We start from the raw sequence: 23,212 nt of genomic DNA, 5'->3' as shown, positions 1-23,212 counted from the left end.
TTGAGGACGCAAGAAAACTGACACAATTCGAAATCAAACGTCTAGCGAATTTTTTCAAAGCCGAAAAACGCTCTATCCGGCAACTAAGCCCCATCGCTGGCTTCGCCCCGCCAATACGGGAGTTTGTCGAATTCCGTTTAAGATTGTCGGACAAAACTCTATTTAAATATTAAATATCGTTAAACAGCCCACTGCGAATCAGATCGCACTTTCGCCAACTAAGTGCCAGCGAAACGCTATTAATTAATATCTACTAACCCTGAATGTAAGACACTCGCTGCGCAGACTTCCCGCAGGCAACCTCGGAGCCAGCGATGCGCGGGGTCTGCATCCATGCGTGGATGCCAGAGCATGGCGATCGTGAACGACGGCACGGCAAACGGCAGTACAAAGCTGTGCAAGTCAGCGCGAAGCCGCTCGGTGTAGCGTTCGGGGACGGTGGCGATCAGGTCACTGGCGCGTGCCAGTCCCAGGGCCGTGGAAAAACCCGGGACGGTGATGGCGATGCTGCGCGACAGATTCAACGGCGCCAACGCCCGATCGATGGGGCCGTGATCGAGGTCACGCAAGGAAACCCCGAGATGGCTTCCCGCCGCGTAGCCGGCTGCGGTGACCTCGCCCTGGCTCAGCGGATGTCCCAAGCGCACGACGCCGACGAACCGGTCAGTGAACAACGCCTGGGTCCGCAGCTCGGGTCCGGTGTCCTGGTCGACGACAGCGGTTTCCAGATCCACGCTGCCTTCGCGCAATGCCGTGCTGTCCTTGTTTGCCTTATCCACGAAGCGCAGCCGGACGCCGGGGGCCTGCTCGGCGATGCGGGCCATCAGGTCAATTGCGAAGTTTTCCACGAACCCTTCTCGGGTGCGCAGTGTAAAGACCCGGCTCAAACGGCGAAGATCCGGAACCTGCACGGGGCGCAGCACCGCCTGGGCTTCCTGAACCAATTGCCCCACCTGCTCACGGAGCTGCAGTGCGCGTGGAGTGGGCACCAGCCCGCGCCCGGCCCGCACCAGCAGCGGGTCGCCCAGCGTGTCCCGCAATCGTGCCAATGCGCGGCTCATCGCCGAAGGGCTGAGCCGAAGCCGTTGGGCGGCACGGGCCACGCTGCCCTCCGACAGCAATACGTCGAGGGTGATCAGCAAATTGAGATCAGGCTGTGACATGGACAATCCTGCGGTGAGACATGGCGTTATATGCAGCTATAAAGTGCAACTGCTGCGTCTTCCGCCATGTTAAGGCCAAGCGTAGCGTTGGGACAGCTCCGTTTCCAGGAGCCGCAGACGGAGCCAACGCCATGCAACCAGCCAATACGGAACCATGCCCACCCATGAACGTCCCTCCACAAACGGCCAGTACCACTCGCTGGGCGCTGACCAGTCTCTCACTCGCAACGCTCCTGGCCTCGTTGGGCGCCAGCGTCGCCACAGTCGGCCTGCCGGCACTGGCCCAGGGGCTCAATGCCTCGTTCCAGGCGGTGCAATGGGTGGTGCTGGCCTATCTGCTGGCGATCACCACCTTGATCGTCAGCGTCGGGCGCCTGGGGGACCTGCTGGGACGACGGCCCCTGCTGCTGGCCGGCATTCTGTTGTTCACCCTGGCATCGGGCTTGTGCGGCCTGGCACCTTCACTTGGGTGGCTGATTGCAGGGCGCGCCCTGCAAGGCCTGGGGGCCGCCATCATGATGACGCTGACCCTCGCGCTGGTAGGCGAAACGGTGGTCAAGGAAAAGACCGGCAGCGCCATGGGCCTGCTGGGCACGCTCTCGGCGGTAGGCACGGCCCTGGGGCCTTCACTGGGGGGCACACTGCTGGGTACGTTCGGCTGGCAGGCGATCTTTTTGGTGAACGTCCCTTTTGGATTGCTGACGCTGATGCTGGCCTGGCGTTTCCTGCCTGTGCGCCTGGCGACGATGAAACCCGGGAAAATTCGCTTCGATGGGCCAGGCACGCTCTTGCTGGCGGTGGCCCTCGGTGCTTACGCGCTGGCCATGACCCAGGGCCGCGGCCACTTCGGTGGGTCCAACTTCGCCTTGTTGGCACTGGCGACCCTCTGCACAGGCCTGTTCATCCGGGTCCAGACTCGTGCCGTTTCCCCGTTGATCCCCCTGGGCCTGTTCCGGGATCGGCTGTTGGTGGCGGGCCTGACCACCCATGGGCTGGTCGCCACGGTGATGATGGCGACCCTGCTGGTGGGCCCCTTCTACCTGTCCATCGCCCTCGGGCTGCCGGCGCCCCTGGTGGGCTTGACCCTGGCCGTGGGTCCCGCCACGGCGGCATTGGCCGGTGTGCCTGCCGGACGCCTGGCGGACCGCTTCGGCGCGCCAACCCTGCGGCGCGTCGGGCTGGCGGTCATGCTGCTCGGCTGCACGACGCTGGCGATGCTGTCACCCGCATTCGGAACGCTTGGCTATGTCACGGCGATCATGGTGACGACTCTGGGTTATGCCCTGTTCCAGACCGCCAACAACACAGCGGTCATGGCGGACATCCCCACCGGCAGTCGCGGCGTCATCTCCGGCCTGCTCAACCTGTCGCGCAATCTGGGGTTCTTTACCGGTGCTTCGGTGCTCGGCGCAGTTTTCGCCGCCGCATTACCGACGAGCGGCATCAATGCCGCCGCCCCGGAAACGGTGACGAATGGCTTGAATATCACCTTCATCGCGGCATCAGCACTCATCCTCCTGGCGCAGCTCATTATCTGGCGAACCCCCGTACCAGAGCCATTGAATGAGTGCCAGGCACCCCCTCGCCAAGGATGATGGCATTGTGAGCCCTGCCGTTTAAGTCGTGATCCAAATCAAAAAAAATGAACCAATCGCCAAACGGACTGAAAAAAGCCACGTGACATTCATTTCCAGGTGCTATTTTTAGTTCTCACTGGTAGAGCCATGAGGGCTCTTCCTTCCTGATATGAGCAAAAGGAAGCGCTTGATGAAGAGGGCGGGCAACAGATGAATAGAGGATCTTCCAGCAAGGTAACGTTCCCCAACGCCTGCCAACTGATGCGCTGGCATTTTCATCCCATGGGTTTCGAGGCCAGTATGGATGCCCCGGGCAGCATGGTCGCCCGGCTGTTTGATCGCGCCAGTGGCGAAACCATGATTGCGATCGCAGGCATTCCCTGTGCGACCGTGATGAATGCCCCCGACGTGGAGCGGATCATCGAGGCGGTGGAAGCCGAGCTGGAGGCCTTTGTCCCCCCCACTGGTTTGACGCGATTTGCTTGCTGATTGAAAAGCCCACTCAGTGGGCTTTTTTGTGGGCGCTGGCGTCTCCTCGCCGAAGCAGTCCCCTCAGCCGATCCGAGCGCGGCGCAGGTCGGCGAAGAATGGCTTGCCCGTTGCGATGCGATCCGAGGCCTTGGGCGCGTTGGCGGTCTGGCCCTCCTGGCTGTCAACGTACCAATAGCAATGCTGCACCGCACGAGTGATTCCCACATAGGCCAGACGCAGGATCTCGTCCTTCTGTGCCGTGTCGTACGGCTCGGTATCCCCATCCTGCCCCAGTCCGGCCATCCGGTAGACCTGGTTCTTGTAAGGCGAGCGGGTCAGGTGCTGGCAGTCGCCGAGCAGGAATACCGCGTCGGCCTGGAGTCCCTTGGCGCTGTGGTAGGTCATCAATCTCAGGCGTCGGGCTTCATATGGCAAGCTAGAATCCACATTAAGTATTGGCTGAATATACTTTTCTATCAGTGACTTATCGCTAGTTTTTCGATACAGCATCAAGATCGTATCACCCTGGCGATAGTGCTCATCCAGCCGGAGAGCCATGCCCTCGTCGTCTCGATCCAATACGGTGACCGGGCTTGGCATCACAGGCTTGCCGCTGGCCTTGGCTTTCTTGCCGGGGATTGCGGCTGTCGTCCGGACAATGTGCTCAGCCGCATCGATGATGTGCTGATGACTACGGTAGTTATCGGTAAGCATCACCCGGGTATTCGCTGGCGACGGAAATTGTTTGGCGAATGCCATGAAGTAGCTGGGTGAACTGCCACGCCAGCCATAGATGGATTGCCAATCATCGCCCACGCACAATAAGGACGAGCGTTGCGCGGCGCACCCCACATGCAGCGCAGGGCCACGACTGCGCACTTCTCGCAGGCAGGCACGGAGCCAGGAAACGATCTGCGGCGAAACGTCCTGGAATTCGTCGATCATCACGTGTGACAAAGGCCGCAGAAGCTCATCCCCAAGGAGCTTGAAATTTTCCGGGGAGTGCTCGCTGAACAGCGCGAACATTCGATTGTAGGTCATGACGGGCGGCGACTGGTCCAGCAGATGGTCTTCAAAGGCTCGCCAGTAGCGGCTCAGCGCTTCAAAGAAATACCGATCCGGATCGTCCTGGGCGAAACACATCCGCCCCACCGCATCCGGTACATCCAGCCCAAGGTTTTCGATGAACCCGGCGGCGGCCACGAAACAATCCAACAACGGCGCCGCCGCCAATTCGCCCTTGACCTTGTAGTCGAACCCGGGTCCGGCACTGGCATCCCCGGCCAGCGTGCTCAGAAGACGCCTGGACGATTCGTAGTTTTCCAACCATATCAATGGTTTATTGCAGAAAGCTTGAAACAATGTTCGCTTGACCGCCCACTCCGCCCGGATACTCAACCGCGCGCCCGGACGGCTGAGCCGGGCATCCTCCTGCGGATCGAAGCCGAGCATTACCCAGCTATCCAGCGAGGCGATGTAGCCATGGCAATGGAATGTCGAGCCGTTGATCTCGAAGGCTTGGCGTCTGGGCTCGATACCTTTGATGGGCCAGGCACCGGCGCCAAACCAGAGGTCTTCGATGGCATCGCATAATTCTTCATCGCGCTGGGCGGCAAGTTCGGTCACGGCGACGCGTTTTTGTACATCGGGGTGGTCACGCTCCAACGCTTTCAGTTGCAAGGCATGCCGGGACAACTGACCGATCAGTTCCCGGAATCGGTTATCGCGCTGATAAAGGTGGTGATAACAGGCATTGAGTTGCTGACGTTGAGCCTCATTGATGCGCAGGTCGAAGGGATTGCCCGGCTCCTGCTCATCACCGGCTGCGGCACGATGGCTCAGGGTTTCGAACGCCTGAAGCCGCTCAAAGCCGGGCAGGCTGCGAACCATCGGCAAGATGCGCGAATGAAAGGTCCGCACCAGGTCACGGGCCTCCTTGAGGCTGACCGTACGCCCCCACAAGGCAAGGACGTCGATCAGTTTGCGGATGAAGTCCTTGCGTGACTCACGGGTGAATGTCACCACGGTCATTGAATCCAGCTCGAACCCCAGGTACTGGGACAGCACCACGATACGCAATACCAGGGTCGTGGACTTGCCCGCGCCAGCGCCGGCAACCACCGATGTCGAGGGCGTATCGCTGAATATCATTTTCCATTGGGCGGCACTGGGTTGTGCGTGGGCAGGCAGCAACCGGGCGACGTCCGCCTTGACGCGCTTCTTCAGCTCGGCCGTCAAAGGCAGGCGCCAGTCATCGAATAACAGATCATCGACTTTCGGTGCCGGATGCTCGGTGCTGCGTGAGTCACGGATCAACAAGACCTGACGTCCCGCCTCCAGTCCCTCGGCCTTGCCTTCCCGATAGCCGTAATCGAAGCCGGCGGTATGCCCGCTACGAAAGCCATCCGCCTGACCGTGCAGCCAGGACGCTCGATGCTGGGCTCGCAGCCGCGTCAGGCCCTGACCCAGTAGACGCACCGCCAGACGCTTGAGCAGCGGCATCCGGGCCAGGGGAAGCAGCTCGGGAGGAAGGTCGGGAGGAAGGTCGGGAGAGTGTTGCGCCACGCTGAAGACTCCGGTGTTCTGAACCAGGGCGACTATGGTGGCTGTATTTGCCGCCGAGTGCCACTCAAAAGCTTTCAAGTCATGGGCTTAGGCGATGAAGTGAAAGTGCCTTCGTAGCGCCACTATTGTGGACTGCCCCGCGAATCAGTTACGCCGGATTCGAAAAGTCGGCCGTTTGCCACACCCAGGTTTCGAGCAGTCGACGGACATCGAGACGATCCGTTATTGTGCCGTTTCGCTACCTCGTCCCCTGCCCTGGGCAATCATCATGAACCAGATGAACCATGACCTCGCCGTCGCCAGCGATTCGACCTGCCAGCCACGCAACCTGGTGTTCCTGGCATACCCCAGGATGGGATTGCTGGACCTGACCGGTGCCCAGACGGTTTTCTGGGCGGCCACCAAGGCCATGACCGAGCGCGGCCTGCCCGGCTACGCGATGCACACGGCTAGCCTGGACGGAGGCCTGATGCGAACCGCCGAAGGCCTCGCCGTGGAGACCTGCCCCCTGCAGCGGTTGGACGGGGTGACTATCGATACGCTGATCGTGCCCGGCGCCCCCGATATCCGCCAGGCGATGATCGACTGCGTCGACCTGGTGGCCTGGCTGCGCGCTGCGGCGACCAAGGCCAGGCGCACTGCGTCGGTGTGCAGCGGAACGTTTCTGATGGCGCAGGCCGGGCTGCTCGACGGACGGCGAGCCGCTACCCATTGGGCCATGTGCGACATGCTCAGGAACGGTTTCCCGGCGATTGAAGTCGATCTCGATGCGATTTTCATCCAACAGGACCGCATATGGACCTCGGCGGGCGTGAGCGCCGGCATCGACATGGCCCTGGCGCTGGTCGAAGCCGACTGCGGTCGCGAGGTGGCGCTGCAGGTGGCCCGGGAACTGGTTGTGTTTCTCAAGCGGCCCGGTGGACAAGCGCAGTTCAGCCAGCTCTTGCAATTGCAGACACAAGACAGCGCCGGATTCGACGAATTGCATGTGTGGATTGCCGAGCACCTGAGCGACGACTTGACCATCGAACGGTTGGCCCGCCAGGCCCGCATGAGTCCCCGTAATTTTGCCCGGGTCTACAAGCGCCGCACCGGACACACCCCGGCCAAGGCCGTCGAGATGTTCCGTCTGGAGGCCGCGCGACGGTTGCTGGAAGAATCCCTGCGCAACATCGACCAGATCGCCCGTTCATGCGGCTTCGGCGATGAGGAGCGGATGCGCCATACCTTCCAGCGCCACCTCGCGATTTCTCCACGGGATTACCGCCAGCGGTTTTCCCGCTGACGCCCGTCAACAGGACCCTATGGCAGGATTTCAGGGTTTTCTGTCCTACCTGCAAAAACGCGGCACTTTTAAGATACGAGACCGATGCCTGTCTTCCCGACTATCCGGAACCGGTCTCCAATAACAAAAGGTCTGCCAGCGTGCCCACACCCGCCACGATGTTCAGAAACATCTATGACAGCCTTCGGTATAACCCCTGCCAGATCGCGTCGCGACCGTCGATGGGGATCAGCTCCAACCCTATGGTGAACGCGTTGGGCTGGGCGGTCGGTTTGGTGGTGGCCTGCGGCATCGTCATCATCAACTCCGAGACCCGGTCCGATCTGGCCCCCACGCTGCTGTACATCACATTACTGTTGATGGCGGCCAATCTGTTCTCGATCAACCTGGTCATCACCGTCGCACTGATGTGCATGTTCCTGCTCACGGCGATGTTCCTGTACAACGGCGGCTATCACCGCTGGGATTCCACCACCGGCTTTTTCAGGTGTTTGACAGCCTTGTCGGCCATTGCCTTCCTGGCGTTGCGCAGCAAACAGGCATCCGACAGCCTGCGCCACAACGAGGCGTACCTGGTCGGAGCCCAGCGCCTGAGCCAGACCGGCAGTTTCGGTTTTCGGGGCGACCGCTCGGACCTGTCCTGGTCGGAGGAGTCGGCACGGATCTTCGAATACCCCAGCGGCAAGCCCCCCACGGTTTCAATGGTGCTGGAGCGCACTCATCCCGAAGACCTGGAACGGCTACTGGACATGTTCGGGCAGGCGGCACGTCGCGAACCTCAGATCGAGGTGGAGCTACGCCTGCTGATGCCAGACGGTCGCGTCAAGCACATCCATATGATTGCCAGCCTCCTGCCTGCCTCCCAGGGCCGTTGCCAGTACCTGGGGGCGTTGATGGACATGACCGCCAGCAAGCAGGCCGAAGCAGCACTGTTTCGTGCCCAGGCCCAACTGGCCCACGTCACCCGCCTGACATCCCTGGGAGAAATGGCCGCTTCCATTGCCCACGAAGTCAACCAGCCGCTCACCGCCATTACCAGCAGCGCACAGGCCTGTCGACGCTGGCTGGAGCGCCCGGAACCCGATATGAAGGAAGCCCTCGACTCCCTCGAGCGGATCGTTACCAGCTCGAACCGCGCCAGCGAGGTCATCGACCGCATCCGAGCCCTGTCACGAAAATGCGATCCACGGCGCCAGGCCGAGTCTCTGGACGATGTGGTCCACGAGACATTGAACCTGGTCCAGCAGCAACTGGTGCTTCATAAGGTCACTGTGAAAGTCGATCTGGCCAGCCCCGCGGCCCGTGTCAGTGCCGATCGGGTGCAATTGCAGCAGGTGATCATCAATCTGGTCATTAATGCCTGTCATGCGATGGACGGTGTTGCGGTGAGTGAGCGGGTTCTGCAGATACGCACCTGGATCGCGGATAACGAGGCCGTCCTGGACGTGACCGACCAAGGCACAGGCATTGCCGAAGACATCTTGCCGTCGCTGTTCACCCCGTTTTTCACCACGAGGCAAAACGGCCTCGGCATGGGGCTTGCCATCTGTCGTTCCATCATCGAATTCCATGACGGCAGGATCTGGGCAACCAGCGAAGTCGGTCGAGGGACTTCGTTCAGATTCGCGCTACCGCTCCTTCCCTAAACCCATGATTGTCGGACACGCCAATGACTTCCGATCACGCCACTCGCCAGGTCACTCTCCAGGAACCGATCGTCTACATCGTCGACGACGACGAGCCACTGCGCGAAGCCCTGGGCAGTCTGTTGCGGTCCATCGACCTGCACGTCGAGTCCTTCGGCTCGGTGGCGCAGTTCATGCAACATCCCCGCCCCGCCGTACCCAGTTGCCTGGTGTTGGATGTCCGCTTGCGGGGCACCAGCGGCCTGGATTTCCAGCAGGAGTTGGTAGCGGCCAACATCCACCTGCCGATCGTGTTCATGACCGGGTATGGCGACATCCCCATGACAGTCCGGGCCATGAAGGCCGGTGCGGTGGACTTTTTGAGCAAGCCCTTCCGGGAGCAGGATCTGATCGACGCGGTGTCCGCCGCTCATCAACGGGACCGAGTGCGCCGCGAGTCCGACCACGCCCGCCAGGTGCTGGAAGATCGCTACGCCGCCCTGACGCCACGGGAGAAGCAGGTCATGGCGCTGGCCGTCTCGGGCCTGATGAACAAGCAGATCGCCGGAGAAATCGGCCTGAGCGAAATCACGGTCAAGATCCACCGCGGCCAGGCCATGCGCAAAATGTGCGCGCGCTCGTTCGCCGACCTGGTCCGCATGGGCCAGGCGCTGGATATCCAGCGCCCCGGCTGAATCTTCATACCCACGTATACTAGGCGCGGGCCATGGACAGCGTATCTTGCAGTGACAACGGCGCCGTTATGGCGACCTGATATCGCTGCCGGGTATCGCAATGTCCAACACCGCAATCATTTCAGTTGTCGATGACGATGAATCCGTTCGAAAAGCACTGGACGGCCTGTTACGTTCCAGCGGGTACACGGTGCGTACTTACGCCAGTGCCCTGGACTTCCTTTCCGGCAGCGGACCCGAACACACCGATTGCGTGATATCGGACATCAAGATGCCTGGCATGAGCGGCATCGAAATGTGCAACGAGCTGGCCGCCCGGAACATCCATATCCCGATCATTATCATCAGCGGCCACCCAGGCACCCCGCCCCGGGTCAAGGCCGGCGTGACCGAGCCTGTGGCGTCATTCCCCAAGCCGTTCGGCTGCGCGGAACTGATCGCCTGCATCGAAGCCGTGCTCAAGCATCCCGATTGAAAGCGAGTCGCGCCAGGCTCTGTTCGGGCCTAAACCTTCGTATAGGTCCTTCATACCCAGACATATCCCCGCTGACCTTATGTAGAAGTGTTGGACGCCCCGCCGACGCATAACATTTCCCTGGCGAACCGAAGCTGAAGGCGTAAGCCAGGCACCTTCGGGTACTCGCGGCGCGGTCACAATGAAATGGGCTGAGCCCTTCAACGATTTTGTCTTCGGGAGCAAATCATGAAACAGCATATTCTGGTGGTGGGCGCAGGGTTCGGCGGGGTCTGGAGCGCGTTGAGCGCCGCCCGGCTTCTGGACCTGCACAAGCGCAACGATGTGCAGATCACGGTCCTGGCGCCCCAGGCCGAGCTGCGGATCCGGCCTCGTTTCTACGAACCCGATGTGCACACCATGGCGGCACCGCTTCATGGATTGTTCGATGCGGTCGGTGTGAATTTCGTCCAGGGCTCGGCCCACCGCATCGACCCCGACAGCAAAGAGGTCGGCTACCACGACGCCTCCGGCACCCAGGCCACGCTGAACTATGACCGCCTGGTCCTCGCCGCGGGCAGCAAACTGGTCCGTCCGGCCCTTGAAGGCATGCTCGAGCATGCCTTCGACGTCGACGAGATCGAACAGGCGACACGCCTCGAAGCCCACCTCAAATCCCTCAAGCGCCTGCCAGACAGCCCGGCTCGCAACACCGTGGTGGTTGCCGGCGGAGGCTTTACCGGTATCGAGACCGCAACCGAAATGCCCGCCCGCCTGCGAGCGATTCTGGGCGACGACGCAAAAATCCGGGTGATCGTGGTGGATCGCGGACCGCAGATCGGCGCCTCCCTGGGCGAAGGCATTCGTCCATCGATCATAGAAGCCTCCGGGCACCTGGGCGTGGAGTGGATCCTCAACGCCTCGGTCGAGTCAGTGGATGCCGGCGGCGTTACCCTGTCGGACGGCCAACGCATCGAGTCCAACACCGTGATCTGGACCGTGGGGTTCCACGCCAGTCCGCTGACCCAACAAGTGCCCGGCACCCGGGACCGCCAGGGTCGCCTGCATGTCGACGATAACCTGAAAGTGCTGGGCCAGAACGACATCTTCGCCACCGGTGACGTGGCCTATGCCGCTACCGACACCTTGGGCAACTACGCGGCCATGTCCTGCCAGCACGCCATCGCCCTGGGTCGCTATGCCGGCAACAACGTGGCGGCCGATCTGCTGGGCGTGGCACCGATCGCCTACAGCCAGCCCAAGTACGTCACGTGCCTGGACCTGGGGGCCTGGGGCGCGGTGTTCACGGAGGGCTGGGATCGCCAGCTCAAACTGGTGGGACAGGAAGCCAAAGACCTCAAGACCCAGATCAACACGGTATGGATCTACCCACCTGCAGCCGATCGTGCGGCAGCCCTGGCGGCGGCCGATCCGATGATTCCGGTGGCCTGACGCCCACTCCCTGCTCCGGCCAGTGCTCTGCTTTCTGAGCCGGCTTTTCCCGGACGCCCGCCAATGCCATTTGGGCGGGCGTTTTTTTTTGCTGGCAACACAGGTGTAGCCTTCAAGAGTCCCAACCTTACAATTGTGTCATCTGCCCCTCAGCGCCCTGTCAGCTCGTATTCCCTACTCTGTTATCCTCCCTTCCAAATCGCACTCCACGAGGCAGCCTCCATGACCAAATCCTTGCATCTGCTCGCCCTGAGCGCCCTGTTCATTACCACCCTGGCCCAGGCTGCCGAACCGCTCACCATTGACGTGCACCGCGACGCCAATTGCGGTTGCTGCAAGAAATGGATCTCGCACCTGCAAGAGAATGGCTTCAAGGTCAACGATCATGTCGAAGCCGACATGGGGGCGGTGAAGCAGCGCCTGGGCGTGGCACCGAACCTGCGTTCTTGCCACACCGCTGAAATCAACGGCAAGTTTGTCGAAGGTCACGTACCGGCGGACCAGGTGGTGGCGTTGAGCAAACGCGACGATCTGCTCGGCGTGGCTGCGCCTGGCATGCCCATGGGCTCGCCCGGTATGGAAATGGAGGGCATGAGCGATGCCTATCAGGTGATCGGTCAGAAAAAAGACGGGGCTCAAACCGTCGTAGCGGACTATCCGGCCCATTGACGAACGCTGCGTGGAACGTTCGGGCGGTTCGATTGCCTGTGGTTAATGTCGCCATAATCGGGTCGCCCCAGGATCGGCCGGCTGCCCCCAAGGAGATTGACCATGTCGCGTTCCACCGCCCGCTGGTTACCCAGCCTCTTGCTGACCGCCGCCCTGCCCCTGCTGGCCCACGCCGCGAACCCGCCTGAAGGCCCGGCCTACGGGCCGCAGCTCGAGGGATTCGAATACCCCTACACGCTCAAGCATTTCGCCTTCCAGTCCCAGGGCCAGTCATTGCAGATGGGCTACATGGACGTCCCGGCCCAGGGTAAGGTCAATGGCCGCAGCGTGGTGTTGATGCACGGCAAGAACTTCTGCGCCGCCACCTGGGGCGATTCGATCAAGGTCCTCAGCGAAGCCGGGTACCGAGTGATCGCCCCGGACCAGATCGGCTTTTGCACCTCCAGCAAGCCTGATCGCTACCAATACAGCTTCCACCAACTGGCCACCAATACCCAGGCCCTGCTCAAGGCCCTTGGCGTGCAGAAATCCATCATCCTGGGCCACTCCACCGGTGGCATGCTCGCCACCCGCTACGCCTTGCAGTTTCCCGACCAGGTCGAGCGCCTGGCGATGGTCAACCCCATCGGCCTGGAAGACTGGAAGGCCCTCGGCGTGCCTTACCGCACCGTGGACCAATGGTACGAACGCGAGTTGAAACTCAACGCCGACGGAATTCGCAATTACGAGCGCACCACTTACTATGGCGGCCGCTGGAAGCCCGAATTCGAACGCTGGGTAGGCATGCTCGCGGGCTTGAACAAAGGGCCCGGGCACACCCAGGTCGCCTGGAACTCGGCGCTGATCTACGACATGATCTTCACCCAGCCGGTCTACTACGAATTCAAGGACCTGAAGATGCCGACCCTGCTGCTGATCGGCACGTCCGACACCACCGCCATTGGCAGCGACATCGCCCCGCCGGCGGTGAAGGCCAGGTTGGGCCACTATGACGTACTGGGCAAACAGGTCGCCCAGCTCATCCCGCGCTCGACCCTGGTGGAATTCGACCATCTGGGACACGCGCCGCAGATGGAGGAGCCGGAACGGTTCCACCAAGCATTGCTGAGCTGGCTGAACAAACCCATTCCCTGACGAGGTGTTCCATGGCGGTGCAGATAGCGGTCATCGATGATTGGCAAAACGTGGCGCGGGACGTGGTGGACTGGTCGGTGCTGGACGGCATCGGTCAGGTGACATTCCTGCATGACTTCCCCGCCGACCGCGACACCCTCGCCAAACGCCTCGAGCCTTTCGAGGTGATCTGCGTGATGCGCGAACGTACCTCATTCGATGAAGGCCTGCTGCGTCGCCTGCCCAAGCTCAAGCTGTTGCTCACCGGAGGCATGCGCAATGCCGCCCTGGACCTCAAGGCCGCTGCCGAGCTGGGCATCCAGGTCTGCGGCACCGAAAGCTACAAGCACGCCGCCCCTGAACTGACCTGGGCGCTGATCATGGCCCTGAGTCGAAACCTGCTCCAGGAAGCCAACGCCCTGCGCGCGGGGCTGTGGCAGCAAGGCTTGGGAGGCGACCTCCACGGCAAGACCCTGGCGATCCTCGGGTTGGGCAGCATCGGCAAGCGAGTGGCGCAGTTCGGCCAGGTGTTCGGCATGCGCGTGATCGCCTGGAGCCAGAACCTCACCGCCGAGCAGGCCGCCGAAGCGGGAGTGATCTACGTAGGTAAGCAGCAACTGTTCGAGCAGGCTGACATCCTCTCGATCCACTTGGTACTTGGGGAACGCTCCCGTGGGCTGGTTGACGCCCAGGCGCTGGGCTGGATGAAGCCCGAAGCGCTGCTGGTCAACACCGCCCGTGGTCCGATTGTCGACGAAGGCGCCCTGATCGACGCCCTGCAAAACAAACGCCTGGCCGGCGCCGCCCTGGACGTTTTCGCCGAGGAACCCCTGCCCCCCGATCATCCATTCCGAACGCTCGACAATGTACTGGCCACCCCGCACGTGGGCTACGTCAGCCGACAGAATTACCGGCAGTTCTATTCCCAGATGATCGAAGACCTGCAAGCCTGGACGACCGGCAAGCCGATCCGCCTGTTGACCCCGACAATCTGACTGCAAAAATTTCCTGAGGGAGCGGGCTCGCAGCAGATCCACTTTTGGCAGGCTTCCGAAGCCATCAAAACGCCTCCATTTTTACCCGCCCCCTAATGGTGCATCACGCCATTCCAGCGCGCACATTGATGAAACGCAGCGCTCCCCCTACACCCAAAACATGACAGAAACCTGCACTTCGTCGGTGCGCATCTCTCGTCGTCGTGTAAGACATTGCCGACAAAAGACGTGATTGTCGGACAATTCGACGAAGCGCACCGTACCGCTCTAAGTTCTGGCCTAGACTGCAAATCCGGGGAAAAACCGACCGGTCATCTCGACGAAAAAAAGTCGAAACTTTTCGCAACGGCGACAGGTCAGGTTAGAGGTAGGGCAACAGTGGCTGGTGCAGTCCTTGCAACGGCCCTCCCACCTGATTCGCTTCGCCGCATTGGGCAGCGCTTTGCTCTCCTTGCGTAGCGCTTGTGCGCCTGGCCGCAGGATTCGGCCAATGAAACAACAGCTCTGGCGCTAGCCGGAAACAGATCGAGAAACAGGAGAAATTTATGATCAGTGCTGCCTTGGAACCACAACACGTTCGCTCGCAACTACCGCCGGCGAGTGACTCGCCGACGGCACCGGTGCTGTCCACCGGAGGCAAGGCACTGCTCCCCGTCGTTCGACAAAACCCCAACCGCAAGAAGATCCTGTTCGTGACCTCGGAAATCGCCGACCTGGTCAAGACGGGCGGCCTGGGCGACGTCTCGTCCGCCCTGCCCCGAGCCATGGCCGGCCTGCATGATGTCCGGGTGCTGATACCCGGATACCCGCAGGTGATGAACAGTGGCAATCCGATCCACATTATCGGCGAACTGGGCGGGCATGCGGCGCTGCCGCCTTGCAAGATCGGACGCATGGACATGGCCGATGGCCTGGTGATCTATGTGCTGATCTGCCCCGAGCTGTATGCGCGAGAAGGCTCGCCCTATGGCGCCAACAACGGCCGCGACTGGCCCGACAATCACATCCGTTTCGCTCGCCTGGGCCTCGCGGCGGCGGACATCGCGGCCAACCTCGCCCAGATTCACTGGTGCCCCGATCTGGTCCACGCCCACGACTGGCCGGCCGGACTGGCGCCTGCCTATATGCATTGGCGCGGCCAGCGCACCCCGACGTTGTTCACCATCCACAACCTGGCGTACCAGGGCGTAGTCAGCCTGGCGTCCTGCCCTGAACTGGGCATTCCTGAACATGCGCTGCAACAGGAAGGCATGGAGTTCTACGGCAAGTTGTCGTTTCTCAAGGCCGGCATGGCCTATTCCAGCCACATCACCACCGTCAGTGCCACCTATGCCCAGGAAATCACCACGCCTGCGTTCGGTTGCGGGCTCGACGGTTTCCTCGCGGCCAAGACGCAGCAGGGCCTGCTCAGCGGCATCCCCAACGGCATCGATGAAAGTTGGGATTCGGCCACCGACACCCACCTGTACCGCCAGTTCGCCATCGGCGACTGGGAAGGCAAGGCGGCGAATGCTGCCCATGTACGCGAACTCTTCGGCCTGGACGACGCCAAGGGCCCGCTGTTCGCCGTGGTGTCCCGCCTGGTGTATCAGAAAGGCCTGGACCTGACCGAAGCCGTGGCTGAGTTCATCGTCGAATCCGGAGGCCAGATCGCCATTATCGGCCGTGGCGAACCGGAGGAAGAACAGGCCATGCGTGAACTGGCCCTGCGCTTCCCGGGACGGATCGGCGTACGCATCGGCTTCAACGAAACCGACGCACGGCGCATGTTCGCGGGCAGCGATTTCCTGCTGATGCCGTCGCGCTACGAGCCCTGCGGCCTGAGCCAGATGTATGCCCAACGCTTCGGCTCGCTGCCGGTGGCGCGCAATACCGGTGGGCTGGCCGACACCATCGAGGATGGCATCACCGGCTTCCTGTTCAATGAATCCACCGTGGACAGCTACAAACAGGCATTGAGCCGGGCCTTCAAGGTCTTCTCGTTCCCCGAGCTGCTCAACGCCATGCGGTGCCGGGCGATGTCGGCGCCTTTCAACTGGTGCAAGGCGGTCGAACCTTACGCCGAACTCTATGAACAACTGGTGGCGAAATCGCTGGGCAAATCGACCAGACAATGAGGTGATCGATGCCGTCAAGGACGCCTGAAACCTGGACTCACGGCGCGATCATGCTTGATACCGAGCACACTCGTTTCGCCCTGTGGGCCCCGGATGCGTTTTACGTCAGTGTCGAACTCGACACTGGAGACTCAATACCCCTGCTGCCTCAGGCCAACGGCTGGTTCATGATCCAGACCCGTTGCGCCGCCGGCACCCGTTATCGCTTCAACATCGACGGCGAACTGGAGGTGCCTGACCCCGCCTCCCGCGCCCAGGCCGGTGACATCGATCGCCAGAGCGTGGTGGTCGATCCCCACGCGTACCAGTGGCGGCACACCAGTTGGTCCGGTCGTCCCTGGTACGAAGCGGTGATTTACGAACTGCATGTCGGCGCCCTCGGAGGGTTCGAGGGCGTCGAACAGCAACTGGCACGCCTGGCCGGGCTGGGCGTGACCGCCATCGAACTGATGCCGCTGGCGCAGTTTCCGGGCGACCGCAACTGGGGCTATGACGGCGTCCTGCCGTACGCGCCCCAGGCCTCCTATGGCACGCCGGAACAGCTCAAGCACCTGATCGACAGCGCCCATGGGCACGGGCTCGCCGTCATCCTGGACGTGGTCTACAACCACTTCGGCCCCGACGGCAATTACCTGCATCGCTATGCCAAGGGCTTCTTCCGCGAAGACAAGCACACCCCCTGGGGCGCGGCCATTGATTTCAGGCGTCGCGAAGTGCGGGATTTCTTCATCGACAATGCGCTCATGTGGGTGCTGGAATACCGTTTCGACGGCCTGCGCCTGGATGCCGTGCACGCCATCGAAGACCCGGACTTCCTCCAGGAACTGGCCGCCAGGGTCCGTCAGCAGGTCGATCCGACGCGGCATGTCTGGCTGACCGTGGAGAACGAACACAACCAGGCCAGCCTGCTGGAACAAGGCTACGACGCCCAATGGAACGACGATGGCCATAATGCCTTGCATGTCTTGCTGACCGGCGAGACCGACGCCTATTACGCAGACTATGCCGAACAACCCACGGAGAAGCTGGCGCGCTGCCTCAGCCAGGGTTTCGTCTTCCAGGGCCATATCAACCGCCACGGGGAATCTCGGGGAGAACCCAGCGGCCATCTGCCGGCCAATGCCTTCGTGCTGTTCCTGCAGAACCACGACCAGATCGGCAACCGGGCCCTGGGCGAGCGTCTGCATCAACTGGCGCATCCCCAGGCGTTGCAGGCGGCCACGGTCCTGTTGCTGCTGTCGCCGATGATCCCGTTGCTGTTCATGGGCGACGAAGTGAAAGCCGGACAACCGTTCCTGTTCTTTACCAGCCATCACGGCGAGCTGGCGGAACTGGTACGCGAAGGTCGGCGCAACGAATTCAAGGCCTTCAGCGCCTTCGCCGATCCGCAAAAGCGCGAGCGGATTCCAGATCCCAACGCAGTCGAGACCTTCGAAGCTTCACGCCCTGACCTGGAGATCCTTGAACCGGAGCAACTGGCCAACGAGGCCCTGTATCGCCAGTTGCTGAAGATCCGCCGTGAAGAAATCGTGCCGCGCCTGCCCGCTATCCAGGCCCTCGGGGCCGACGTGCTGGGCCAGGGCGCGATCAGCGCCCGCTGGCGAATGGAAGATGGCAGCGTGTTGCGCATCGACCTGAACCTCAGTGAACAGTCGGTTGAACATACCGCCGCGGAGGACGGACGCATTCTTTTCGAACATCCGCCGCAAGCCATGGGTCTGTTGCAACAGGGCGTCCTTGCGCCCTATTGCGCGCTGGTCACCCTGACTCAAGCGGTTAAGTTACCTGACATCACTGGAGAGCGCCTATGAGCGATGCACAACTGGAGATCCTCGCCGGGCGAGCGGGCCTGGCTGTGGACTGGATCGACGCCAACGGCCGGCCCCAGAAAGTTTCTCCCGCCGTCTTGCGTTCGGTCCTGACCGGCCTCGGCCATCCAGCCGGCAGTGCTCAGGAAATCGACGCCAGCCTGCTGCAATTGCAGGAAGACCAGCAAAACCATCGCCTGCCCCCGCTGATCACCGCCGACGCCGGTGTCAGCGTAGACCTGAGCCGCTATTTCGAAGGGTCGACCCCATGCGAAATCCGACTCGAGGATGGCGCGACCCTGCACCTGAAACTCGACGCCGATGCCAGGCTGCCGGGCATGGTCCCGGTTGGGTATCAGCACGTCAGCATCCAGGACCAGCACTTCACCCTCGCCGTGGCGCCGGCTCGCTGTTACAGCGTTGCCGATGCGGTGGACGATCCGACTCCCAGGGCATGGGGTTTGAGTGCACAGTTATATGCATTGCGCCGCCCCGGCGATGGCGGTTTTGGCGATACGCAGGCACTGGAAGAACTGGCCCGCATGGCCGGCGAACGCGGCGCCGACGCCCTGGCGATCAGCCCGATCCATGCGATGTTCAGCAGCGACACCGGCCGTTATAGCCCCTACTCGCCCTCCAGCCGACTGTTTCTCAACAGCCTGTACGCCGCACCCGGCACGATCCTCGGCGAACGGGCGTTACGCACGGCCATCGATGCCACGGGCCTGACCCATCAACTGCGTCATCTGGAGGAACAGCCGCTGGTCGACTGGCCTGTGGCGGCCGAAGCCAAGCAGAAGATCCTGCGCGCCCTTTATGACGGCTTCAATCAGGGTCAGCATCCGCTGCATGAAGATTTCGGCAGCTTCCGGCACAGCGGTGGCGAGGCCCTGGAGAACCACTGTCGCTTCGAAGCCTTGCAAGCCGAACGCGCCGCCCGGGGCGAGAGCCTCGACTGGCGCCAATGGCCTGATGAGTGGCGTAATCCACGCAGCCCGACGCTGGCGCGTTTCGCTGAAGAACATGCCGATGAAATCGGTTTCCATGCTTTTTGCCAGTGGTTGATTGCCCGATGCCTGGAGCGCGCCCAGAGCGCTGCCAGATCCAGCGGCATGGGCATCGGCCTGATCGCCGACCTGGCCGTGGGGGCTGATGGCGCCGGCAGCCAGGCCTGGAGCCGGCAGGACGAATTGCTGGCCTCGCTGACCGTGGGCGCACCACCGGATATCCTGAACCGTTCCGGCCAGGGCTGGGGAATCTCCGCATTCTCGCCGGAAGGCCTGGTGCGCAACGGTTTTCGCGCCTTCATTGAAATGCTGCGAGCCAACTTCGCCCACGCCGGCGGCTTGCGCATCGATCACGTCATGGGGCTGCAGCGCCTGTGGGTGATCCCCAATGGTGCGCCGCCCACCGATGGTGCCTACCTTTATTACCCGGTGGACGACTTGCTGCGCCTGCTGGCCCTCGAATCCCATCGCCACCAGGCCATCGTACTGGGCGAAGACCTCGGTACCGTGCCCGACGGCCTGCGGGAAAAACTCAGCGCACGCTCGATCCTCGGCATGCGCGTGCTGTTGTTCGAACAGGACAACACCCGCTTCAAGCCTATCCTCGATTGGCCGGACAACGCGCTGGCGACCACCAGCACCCATGACCTGCCAACGCTGAACGGTTGGTGGCATGGCCACGACATCGACTGGAATGCCCGATTGGACCTGATCGACTCTCACACGGAAATGGATTGGCGCAGACACCGTGAGCGTGAACGCGAAGGCTTGCGCCAGGTATTGAACCAGGATCCGCAGAATTTCCGCGAGGAACATCGCGAAACCGACCAGGTGCTGGATGCCAGCGTCCGCTTCCTGGGCCATACCCGTGCACCGCTGGTGCTGTTGCCGCTCGAAGATGCCCTGGGTATCGAAGAACAGGCCAACCTGCCGGGCACTATCGACACCCACCCCAATTGGCGCAGGCGCCTGCCTTGCGAAAGCCAGGCGCTGCTGGATGGCCCGGACGCCGCCCGGCGTCTGGAAATTCTCGCCTGCGCGAGGCTTCAGGCGAACGAGCGTGACCGATGAAACAGACGCCGATCCAACCCTTGCAGGCCACCTTGCGCCTGCAGTTCCATAAAGGTTTTACCCTGGACGATGCGATCGCCCAAGTGCCGTACTTCGCCTCGCTGGGCATCACCCATGTCTATGCATCGCCGTTGCTCAAGGCGCGAGCCGGATCGATGCACGGCTATGACGTGGTCGATCCGACCCAGGTCAATCCCGAGCTGGGCGGTGAAGCAGCGCTCAAGCGTCTCGTCGCAGAGCTGCGCGAGCATCGGATGGGCCTGATCCTCGACATCGTCTCCAATCACATGGCCGTTGGCGGCAATGACAACCCCTGGTGGCTGGACTTGCTGGAATGGGGGCGCCTGAGTCCCTATGGTCAGTTCTTCGATATCCAGTGGCATTCTCCCGACCCGTTGATGGAGGGCCAGTTGCTGCTGCCGTTCCTGGGCAGCGACTACGGCGTGGCGTTGCAGGAAGGTACGCTGCAACTGCGCTTCGACCCGAGTCGCGGCAGCTTTTACGCCGAACATTACGAGCACCACTTTCCCATCTGTCCGATGCAGTATGGCGAACTGCTCAAGCCCGCGGAAAACCTGCCAGCCGAACAGGCCGAAGCGCTCAAGGCCCTGGCCGAGCGCTTCACTACCCTGAACTACCAGACCGATGCCCATACCCTCGCCCGCCCGCTGCAGGCCGAACTGGGCGAGCTGGCAACCCGCCCCGACATCCTGGCCGCTATCGAAGACAATTTGCAGAGCTATGACGCCACACAGCCCCAGGGCTTCGAAAAGCTGCATGAACTGCTCGAGCGCCAAAGCTATCGACTGGCCAGTTGGCGCACGGCGGCGGACGACATCAATTGGCGGCGTTTTTTCGATGTCAATGAACTGGGTGGGCTGCGGGTCGAGCGAACCGCCGTGTTCGAAGCGACCCACGCGAAGATTTTCGAACTGATCGCCGAGGGCCTGGTGGACGGGTTGCGTATCGATCACATCGATGGCCTGGCCGATCCTCGCGGCTACTGCCGCAAGCTGCGCAGGCGCGTCGATGCCTTGTCGCCCTCGCGGCACCTGCCCATCTTTGTCGAGAAAATCCTTGGCGATGGCGAAACCCTGCGCCAGGACTGGAAGGTCGACGGCAGCACCGGCTATGAGTTCATGAACCAGGTTTCACTGTTGCAGCATGACCCGAGCGGTGCCGATGCCCTTGCCGAGTTCTGGAGCCGGAACAGCGAGCGGCCGGCGCACTTTATCGAAGAGGCCCGCCTGGCCCGTCAGCAGATTCTCAACGGCTCTCTGGCCAGTGATTTCGAAAGCGTCGCCCAAGCCCTGCTCCAGGTGGCCCGCGACGATGTAATGACCCGGGACCTGACCCTGGGCGCGATCAGGCGGGCCTTGCAAGAGCTGATCGTGCATTTCCCGGTATACCGCACCTACATCAGTGCCCTCGGTCGCAGCGCCGAAGACGATGGGTTTTTCCAGAAAGCGCTGGAAGGCGCCCGGCAAAACCTCAGCGAGGCCGACTGGCCCGTGCTCGATTGCCTGGCCACCTGGCTCGGCGGCATGGCGTGGCGACAACGCCCACGTGGCAGCCAGCGCAAACGCCTGCGTCATGCCTGTGTCCGTTTCCAGCAACTGACCTCACCCGCCGCCGCCAAAGCCGTGGAAGATACGGCGCTCTACCGCTCGGCGGTGCTGCTGTCGCGTAACGACGTGGGCTACAACACCGAGCGTTTCAGTGCCCCGCCGCAGGAATTCCACGACGCCTGCCTGGCGCGACTCGAACATTTCCCCGACAACCTGATCACCACCGCTACCCACGACCACAAGCGTGGCGAAGATACCCGGGCCCGGCTGGCGGTACTCAGCGAACGCGCCGACTGGTACACCTCGTGCGTGGAGCAATGGCGCATCCTTGCTCCGTCGCTGCACAGCGACCCCTCGGCGCCTTCGACCGGCGATGAACTGATCCTGTATCAGGCGCTGCTCGGCAGTTGGCCGCTGGACCTCGATCTCCAGGACCAGCAGGCGCTCGCCGGCTACAACGAGCGTTTATGGCAATGGCAGCGCAAGGCCCTGCGCGAAGCCAAGTTGCAGAGCAGTTGGGCGTCCGTCAACGACGCCTATGAGCAGGCGACCCAGATGTTCCTCGAACGGTTGCTGCTCGGTGATGAAGGGCTGCCGCTACGCAGCGCCATCGCCGATGCGGTGCAGGCCATTGCCCCGGCGGGCGCCCTCAACAGTTTGGCGCAAACCTTGCTGCGCATGACGGTACCTGGCGTACCCGATCTGTATCAGGGCAATGAATTCTGGGACTTCAGCCTGGTAGACCCGGACAACCGTCGCCCCGTGGACTTCGATGCGCGCCGCAAGGCGTTACAGGCCGACAGTGCGCCAGCCACGCTGGTACGCGACTGGCGCGACGGCCGGATCAAGCAGGCCCTGATCGCCAGGACATTGACCTTACGGGCGCTGTACCCACAAGTGTTCCAGCAGGGGCGCTACCAACCGCTGCAGGTACACGGCGAGCATGCCGACCGGATCCTGGCCTTCATGCGCGAATACGGGCAACAGCGAGCGATCGTGGTGGTACCGATCCATGCGGCCCGGCTGCTGGAAAACAGTGCCGAGCCACAGGTGGCTGCGTCGGTTTGGAGCGATACCCGCGTGTCGTTACCGTTCGCTGCCGAGGATGGAAAACTGAAGGGACTTTTTGCAAGCGCAGCAGTCACACCCCAAGGGGAGCTGATGGTCAGCGCCGCGCTGGGGGATTTCCCGGTCAACATCTTTATCCAATCAGGAGCACCGCGATGAGCACCGACGATAAACGCATCCGTGAGTTTGCCTATCAGATCTGGGAATCCGAGGGTAAGCCCACAGGACAGGAAAAACGCCACTGGGAGATGGCCCGCAAGCTCGCCGAGGCCGAAGCATTGGCCCCAAGCAAGCCACCCAAGGCCGCCAAGCCCGCGGTGGCCAAAGCAGATGGCGCCAAACCTGCAGCGGCCAAGAGCGCTGCCGCCAAGGCCGTTGCGAAAAGCACCGCGCCCAAGGCCAAGCCGGCAGCCAAACCCTCTGCAAGCACAGCCGTGGTGCCCTCGGCAACCAAGTCGGCAGAAAAGAAACCACGAGCGGCGCGCAAGCCTCCAGCGGTCTGATCATCG

The 23,212-nt window shown here is 62.1% G+C and carries 17 protein-coding genes; 15 read left to right on the top strand and 2 right to left on the bottom strand.

Annotation, left to right across the window (positions count from 1 at the left end):
* Positions 1-239 precede the first annotated feature (239 nt).
* Entirely contained in the window at positions 240-1,163 is a 924-nt protein-coding gene (locus EGM97_RS05695; RefSeq protein WP_238962983.1) for a LysR family transcriptional regulator, read from the bottom strand.
* A gap of 131 nt (positions 1,164-1,294) precedes the next feature.
* On the opposite strand from EGM97_RS05695, the gene EGM97_RS05690 reads away from it, so the two are divergent.
* Positions 1,295-2,758 carry an MFS transporter gene (locus EGM97_RS05690; protein ID WP_477788781.1) on the top strand — a complete coding sequence of 488 codons (1,464 nt, stop codon included), beginning with the start codon at positions 1,295-1,297 and terminating at the stop codon, positions 2,756-2,758.
* Between the two features lie 192 nt (positions 2,759-2,950).
* A complete protein-coding gene (locus tag EGM97_RS05685; protein ID WP_053151069.1) occupies positions 2,951-3,229 on the top strand; it encodes a DUF1652 domain-containing protein in 279 nt (92 codons plus the stop codon).
* Between the two features lie 63 nt (positions 3,230-3,292).
* Here the strand turns inward: EGM97_RS05685 and EGM97_RS05680 are convergent, their stop codons facing one another.
* Complete coding sequence (locus tag EGM97_RS05680) at positions 3,293-5,713, bottom strand: UvrD-helicase domain-containing protein (protein ID WP_275300660.1); 2,421 nt, start codon at positions 5,711-5,713, stop codon at positions 3,293-3,295.
* Positions 5,714-6,044: 331 nt separating this feature from the next.
* On the opposite strand from EGM97_RS05680, the gene EGM97_RS05675 reads away from it, so the two are divergent.
* The 13 genes from EGM97_RS05675 to EGM97_RS05615 all read left to right on the top strand — a co-directional run bounded on the left by EGM97_RS05675 (position 6,045) and on the right by EGM97_RS05615 (position 23,206).
* Positions 6,045-7,061 carry a GlxA family transcriptional regulator gene (locus EGM97_RS05675; RefSeq protein WP_238962980.1) on the top strand — a complete coding sequence of 339 codons (1,017 nt, stop codon included), beginning with the start codon at positions 6,045-6,047 and terminating at the stop codon, positions 7,059-7,061.
* Positions 7,062-7,282: 221 nt separating this feature from the next.
* Complete coding sequence (locus tag EGM97_RS05670) at positions 7,283-8,707, top strand: sensor histidine kinase (RefSeq protein WP_477788787.1); 1,425 nt, start codon at positions 7,283-7,285, stop codon at positions 8,705-8,707.
* 23 nt (positions 8,708-8,730) lie between these two features.
* Positions 8,731-9,381 (top strand): response regulator transcription factor, encoded by a 651-nt coding sequence (locus EGM97_RS05665; protein WP_238962978.1) that lies wholly within the window; start codon positions 8,731-8,733, stop codon positions 9,379-9,381.
* A gap of 100 nt (positions 9,382-9,481) precedes the next feature.
* Positions 9,482-9,856, top strand: a complete 375-nt coding sequence (locus EGM97_RS05660; RefSeq protein WP_238962977.1) for a response regulator transcription factor — start codon at positions 9,482-9,484, stop codon at positions 9,854-9,856.
* A gap of 228 nt (positions 9,857-10,084) precedes the next feature.
* Positions 10,085-11,287 (top strand): NAD(P)/FAD-dependent oxidoreductase, encoded by a 1,203-nt coding sequence (locus EGM97_RS05655; protein ID WP_238962976.1) that lies wholly within the window; start codon positions 10,085-10,087, stop codon positions 11,285-11,287.
* Between the two features lie 222 nt (positions 11,288-11,509).
* Positions 11,510-11,956 (top strand): DUF411 domain-containing protein, encoded by a 447-nt coding sequence (locus tag EGM97_RS05650; protein WP_238962975.1) that lies wholly within the window; start codon positions 11,510-11,512, stop codon positions 11,954-11,956.
* Between the two features lie 102 nt (positions 11,957-12,058).
* Positions 12,059-13,090, top strand: coding sequence for an alpha/beta fold hydrolase (locus tag EGM97_RS05645; RefSeq protein WP_238962974.1), 1,032 nt, complete (start codon positions 12,059-12,061; stop codon positions 13,088-13,090).
* Between the two features lie 11 nt (positions 13,091-13,101).
* On the top strand, positions 13,102-14,064 hold the full coding sequence (locus tag EGM97_RS05640; protein ID WP_238962973.1) for a D-2-hydroxyacid dehydrogenase family protein: 963 nt from the start codon (positions 13,102-13,104) through the stop codon (positions 14,062-14,064).
* Between the two features lie 545 nt (positions 14,065-14,609).
* The gene (gene glgA, locus EGM97_RS05635; protein WP_238962972.1) at positions 14,610-16,181 is read left to right on the top strand and encodes a glycogen synthase GlgA; all 1,572 of its coding nucleotides are present in this window, start codon (positions 14,610-14,612) and stop codon (positions 16,179-16,181) included.
* An 8-nt stretch (positions 16,182-16,189) separates the two neighbouring features.
* Positions 16,190-17,992, top strand: a complete 1,803-nt coding sequence (gene treZ, locus EGM97_RS05630; RefSeq protein WP_238962971.1) for a malto-oligosyltrehalose trehalohydrolase — start codon at positions 16,190-16,192, stop codon at positions 17,990-17,992.
* Positions 17,989-20,067: a 4-alpha-glucanotransferase gene (malQ, locus tag EGM97_RS05625; protein ID WP_238962970.1), complete on the top strand. Its 2,079-nt coding sequence runs from the start codon at positions 17,989-17,991 to the stop codon at positions 20,065-20,067. The genes treZ and malQ overlap by 4 nt, the downstream gene beginning before the upstream one ends.
* Complete coding sequence (locus tag EGM97_RS05620; protein ID WP_238962969.1) at positions 20,064-22,862, top strand: malto-oligosyltrehalose synthase; 2,799 nt, start codon at positions 20,064-20,066, stop codon at positions 22,860-22,862. Before malQ ends, EGM97_RS05620 begins: the two co-directional genes overlap by 4 nt.
* Entirely contained in the window at positions 22,859-23,206 is a 348-nt protein-coding gene (locus EGM97_RS05615; RefSeq protein WP_238962968.1) for a DUF2934 domain-containing protein, read from the top strand. The genes EGM97_RS05620 and EGM97_RS05615 overlap by 4 nt, the downstream gene beginning before the upstream one ends.
* Positions 23,207-23,212: the final 6 nt, after the last annotated feature.

The organism is Pseudomonas sp. AF32 (assembly GCF_022342325.2).
Classification (GTDB): domain Bacteria; phylum Pseudomonadota; class Gammaproteobacteria; order Pseudomonadales; family Pseudomonadaceae; genus Aquipseudomonas; species Aquipseudomonas uvaldensis.
This window is presented reverse-complemented; position numbering and strand designations above follow the sequence as displayed.

Coding starts and splice junctions, on each gene's coding strand:
- EGM97_RS05695 (WP_238962983.1), bottom strand. CDS start 1,163: ATGTCACAGCCTGATCTCAATTTGCTGATCACCCTCGACGTATTGCTG.
- EGM97_RS05690 (WP_477788781.1), top strand. CDS start 1,295: ATGCAACCAGCCAATACGGAACCATGCCCACCCATGAACGTCCCTCCA.
- EGM97_RS05685 (WP_053151069.1), top strand. CDS start 2,951: ATGAATAGAGGATCTTCCAGCAAGGTAACGTTCCCCAACGCCTGCCAA.
- EGM97_RS05680 (WP_275300660.1), bottom strand. CDS start 5,713: ATGCCGCTGCTCAAGCGTCTGGCGGTGCGTCTACTGGGTCAGGGCCTG.
- EGM97_RS05675 (WP_238962980.1), top strand. CDS start 6,045: ATGAACCAGATGAACCATGACCTCGCCGTCGCCAGCGATTCGACCTGC.
- EGM97_RS05670 (WP_477788787.1), top strand. CDS start 7,283: ATGGGGATCAGCTCCAACCCTATGGTGAACGCGTTGGGCTGGGCGGTC.
- EGM97_RS05665 (WP_238962978.1), top strand. CDS start 8,731: ATGACTTCCGATCACGCCACTCGCCAGGTCACTCTCCAGGAACCGATC.
- EGM97_RS05660 (WP_238962977.1), top strand. CDS start 9,482: ATGTCCAACACCGCAATCATTTCAGTTGTCGATGACGATGAATCCGTT.
- EGM97_RS05655 (WP_238962976.1), top strand. CDS start 10,085: ATGAAACAGCATATTCTGGTGGTGGGCGCAGGGTTCGGCGGGGTCTGG.
- EGM97_RS05650 (WP_238962975.1), top strand. CDS start 11,510: ATGACCAAATCCTTGCATCTGCTCGCCCTGAGCGCCCTGTTCATTACC.
- EGM97_RS05645 (WP_238962974.1), top strand. CDS start 12,059: ATGTCGCGTTCCACCGCCCGCTGGTTACCCAGCCTCTTGCTGACCGCC.
- EGM97_RS05640 (WP_238962973.1), top strand. CDS start 13,102: ATGGCGGTGCAGATAGCGGTCATCGATGATTGGCAAAACGTGGCGCGG.
- glgA (WP_238962972.1), top strand. CDS start 14,610: ATGATCAGTGCTGCCTTGGAACCACAACACGTTCGCTCGCAACTACCG.
- treZ (WP_238962971.1), top strand. CDS start 16,190: ATGCCGTCAAGGACGCCTGAAACCTGGACTCACGGCGCGATCATGCTT.
- malQ (WP_238962970.1), top strand. CDS start 17,989: ATGAGCGATGCACAACTGGAGATCCTCGCCGGGCGAGCGGGCCTGGCT.
- EGM97_RS05620 (WP_238962969.1), top strand. CDS start 20,064: ATGAAACAGACGCCGATCCAACCCTTGCAGGCCACCTTGCGCCTGCAG.
- EGM97_RS05615 (WP_238962968.1), top strand. CDS start 22,859: ATGAGCACCGACGATAAACGCATCCGTGAGTTTGCCTATCAGATCTGG.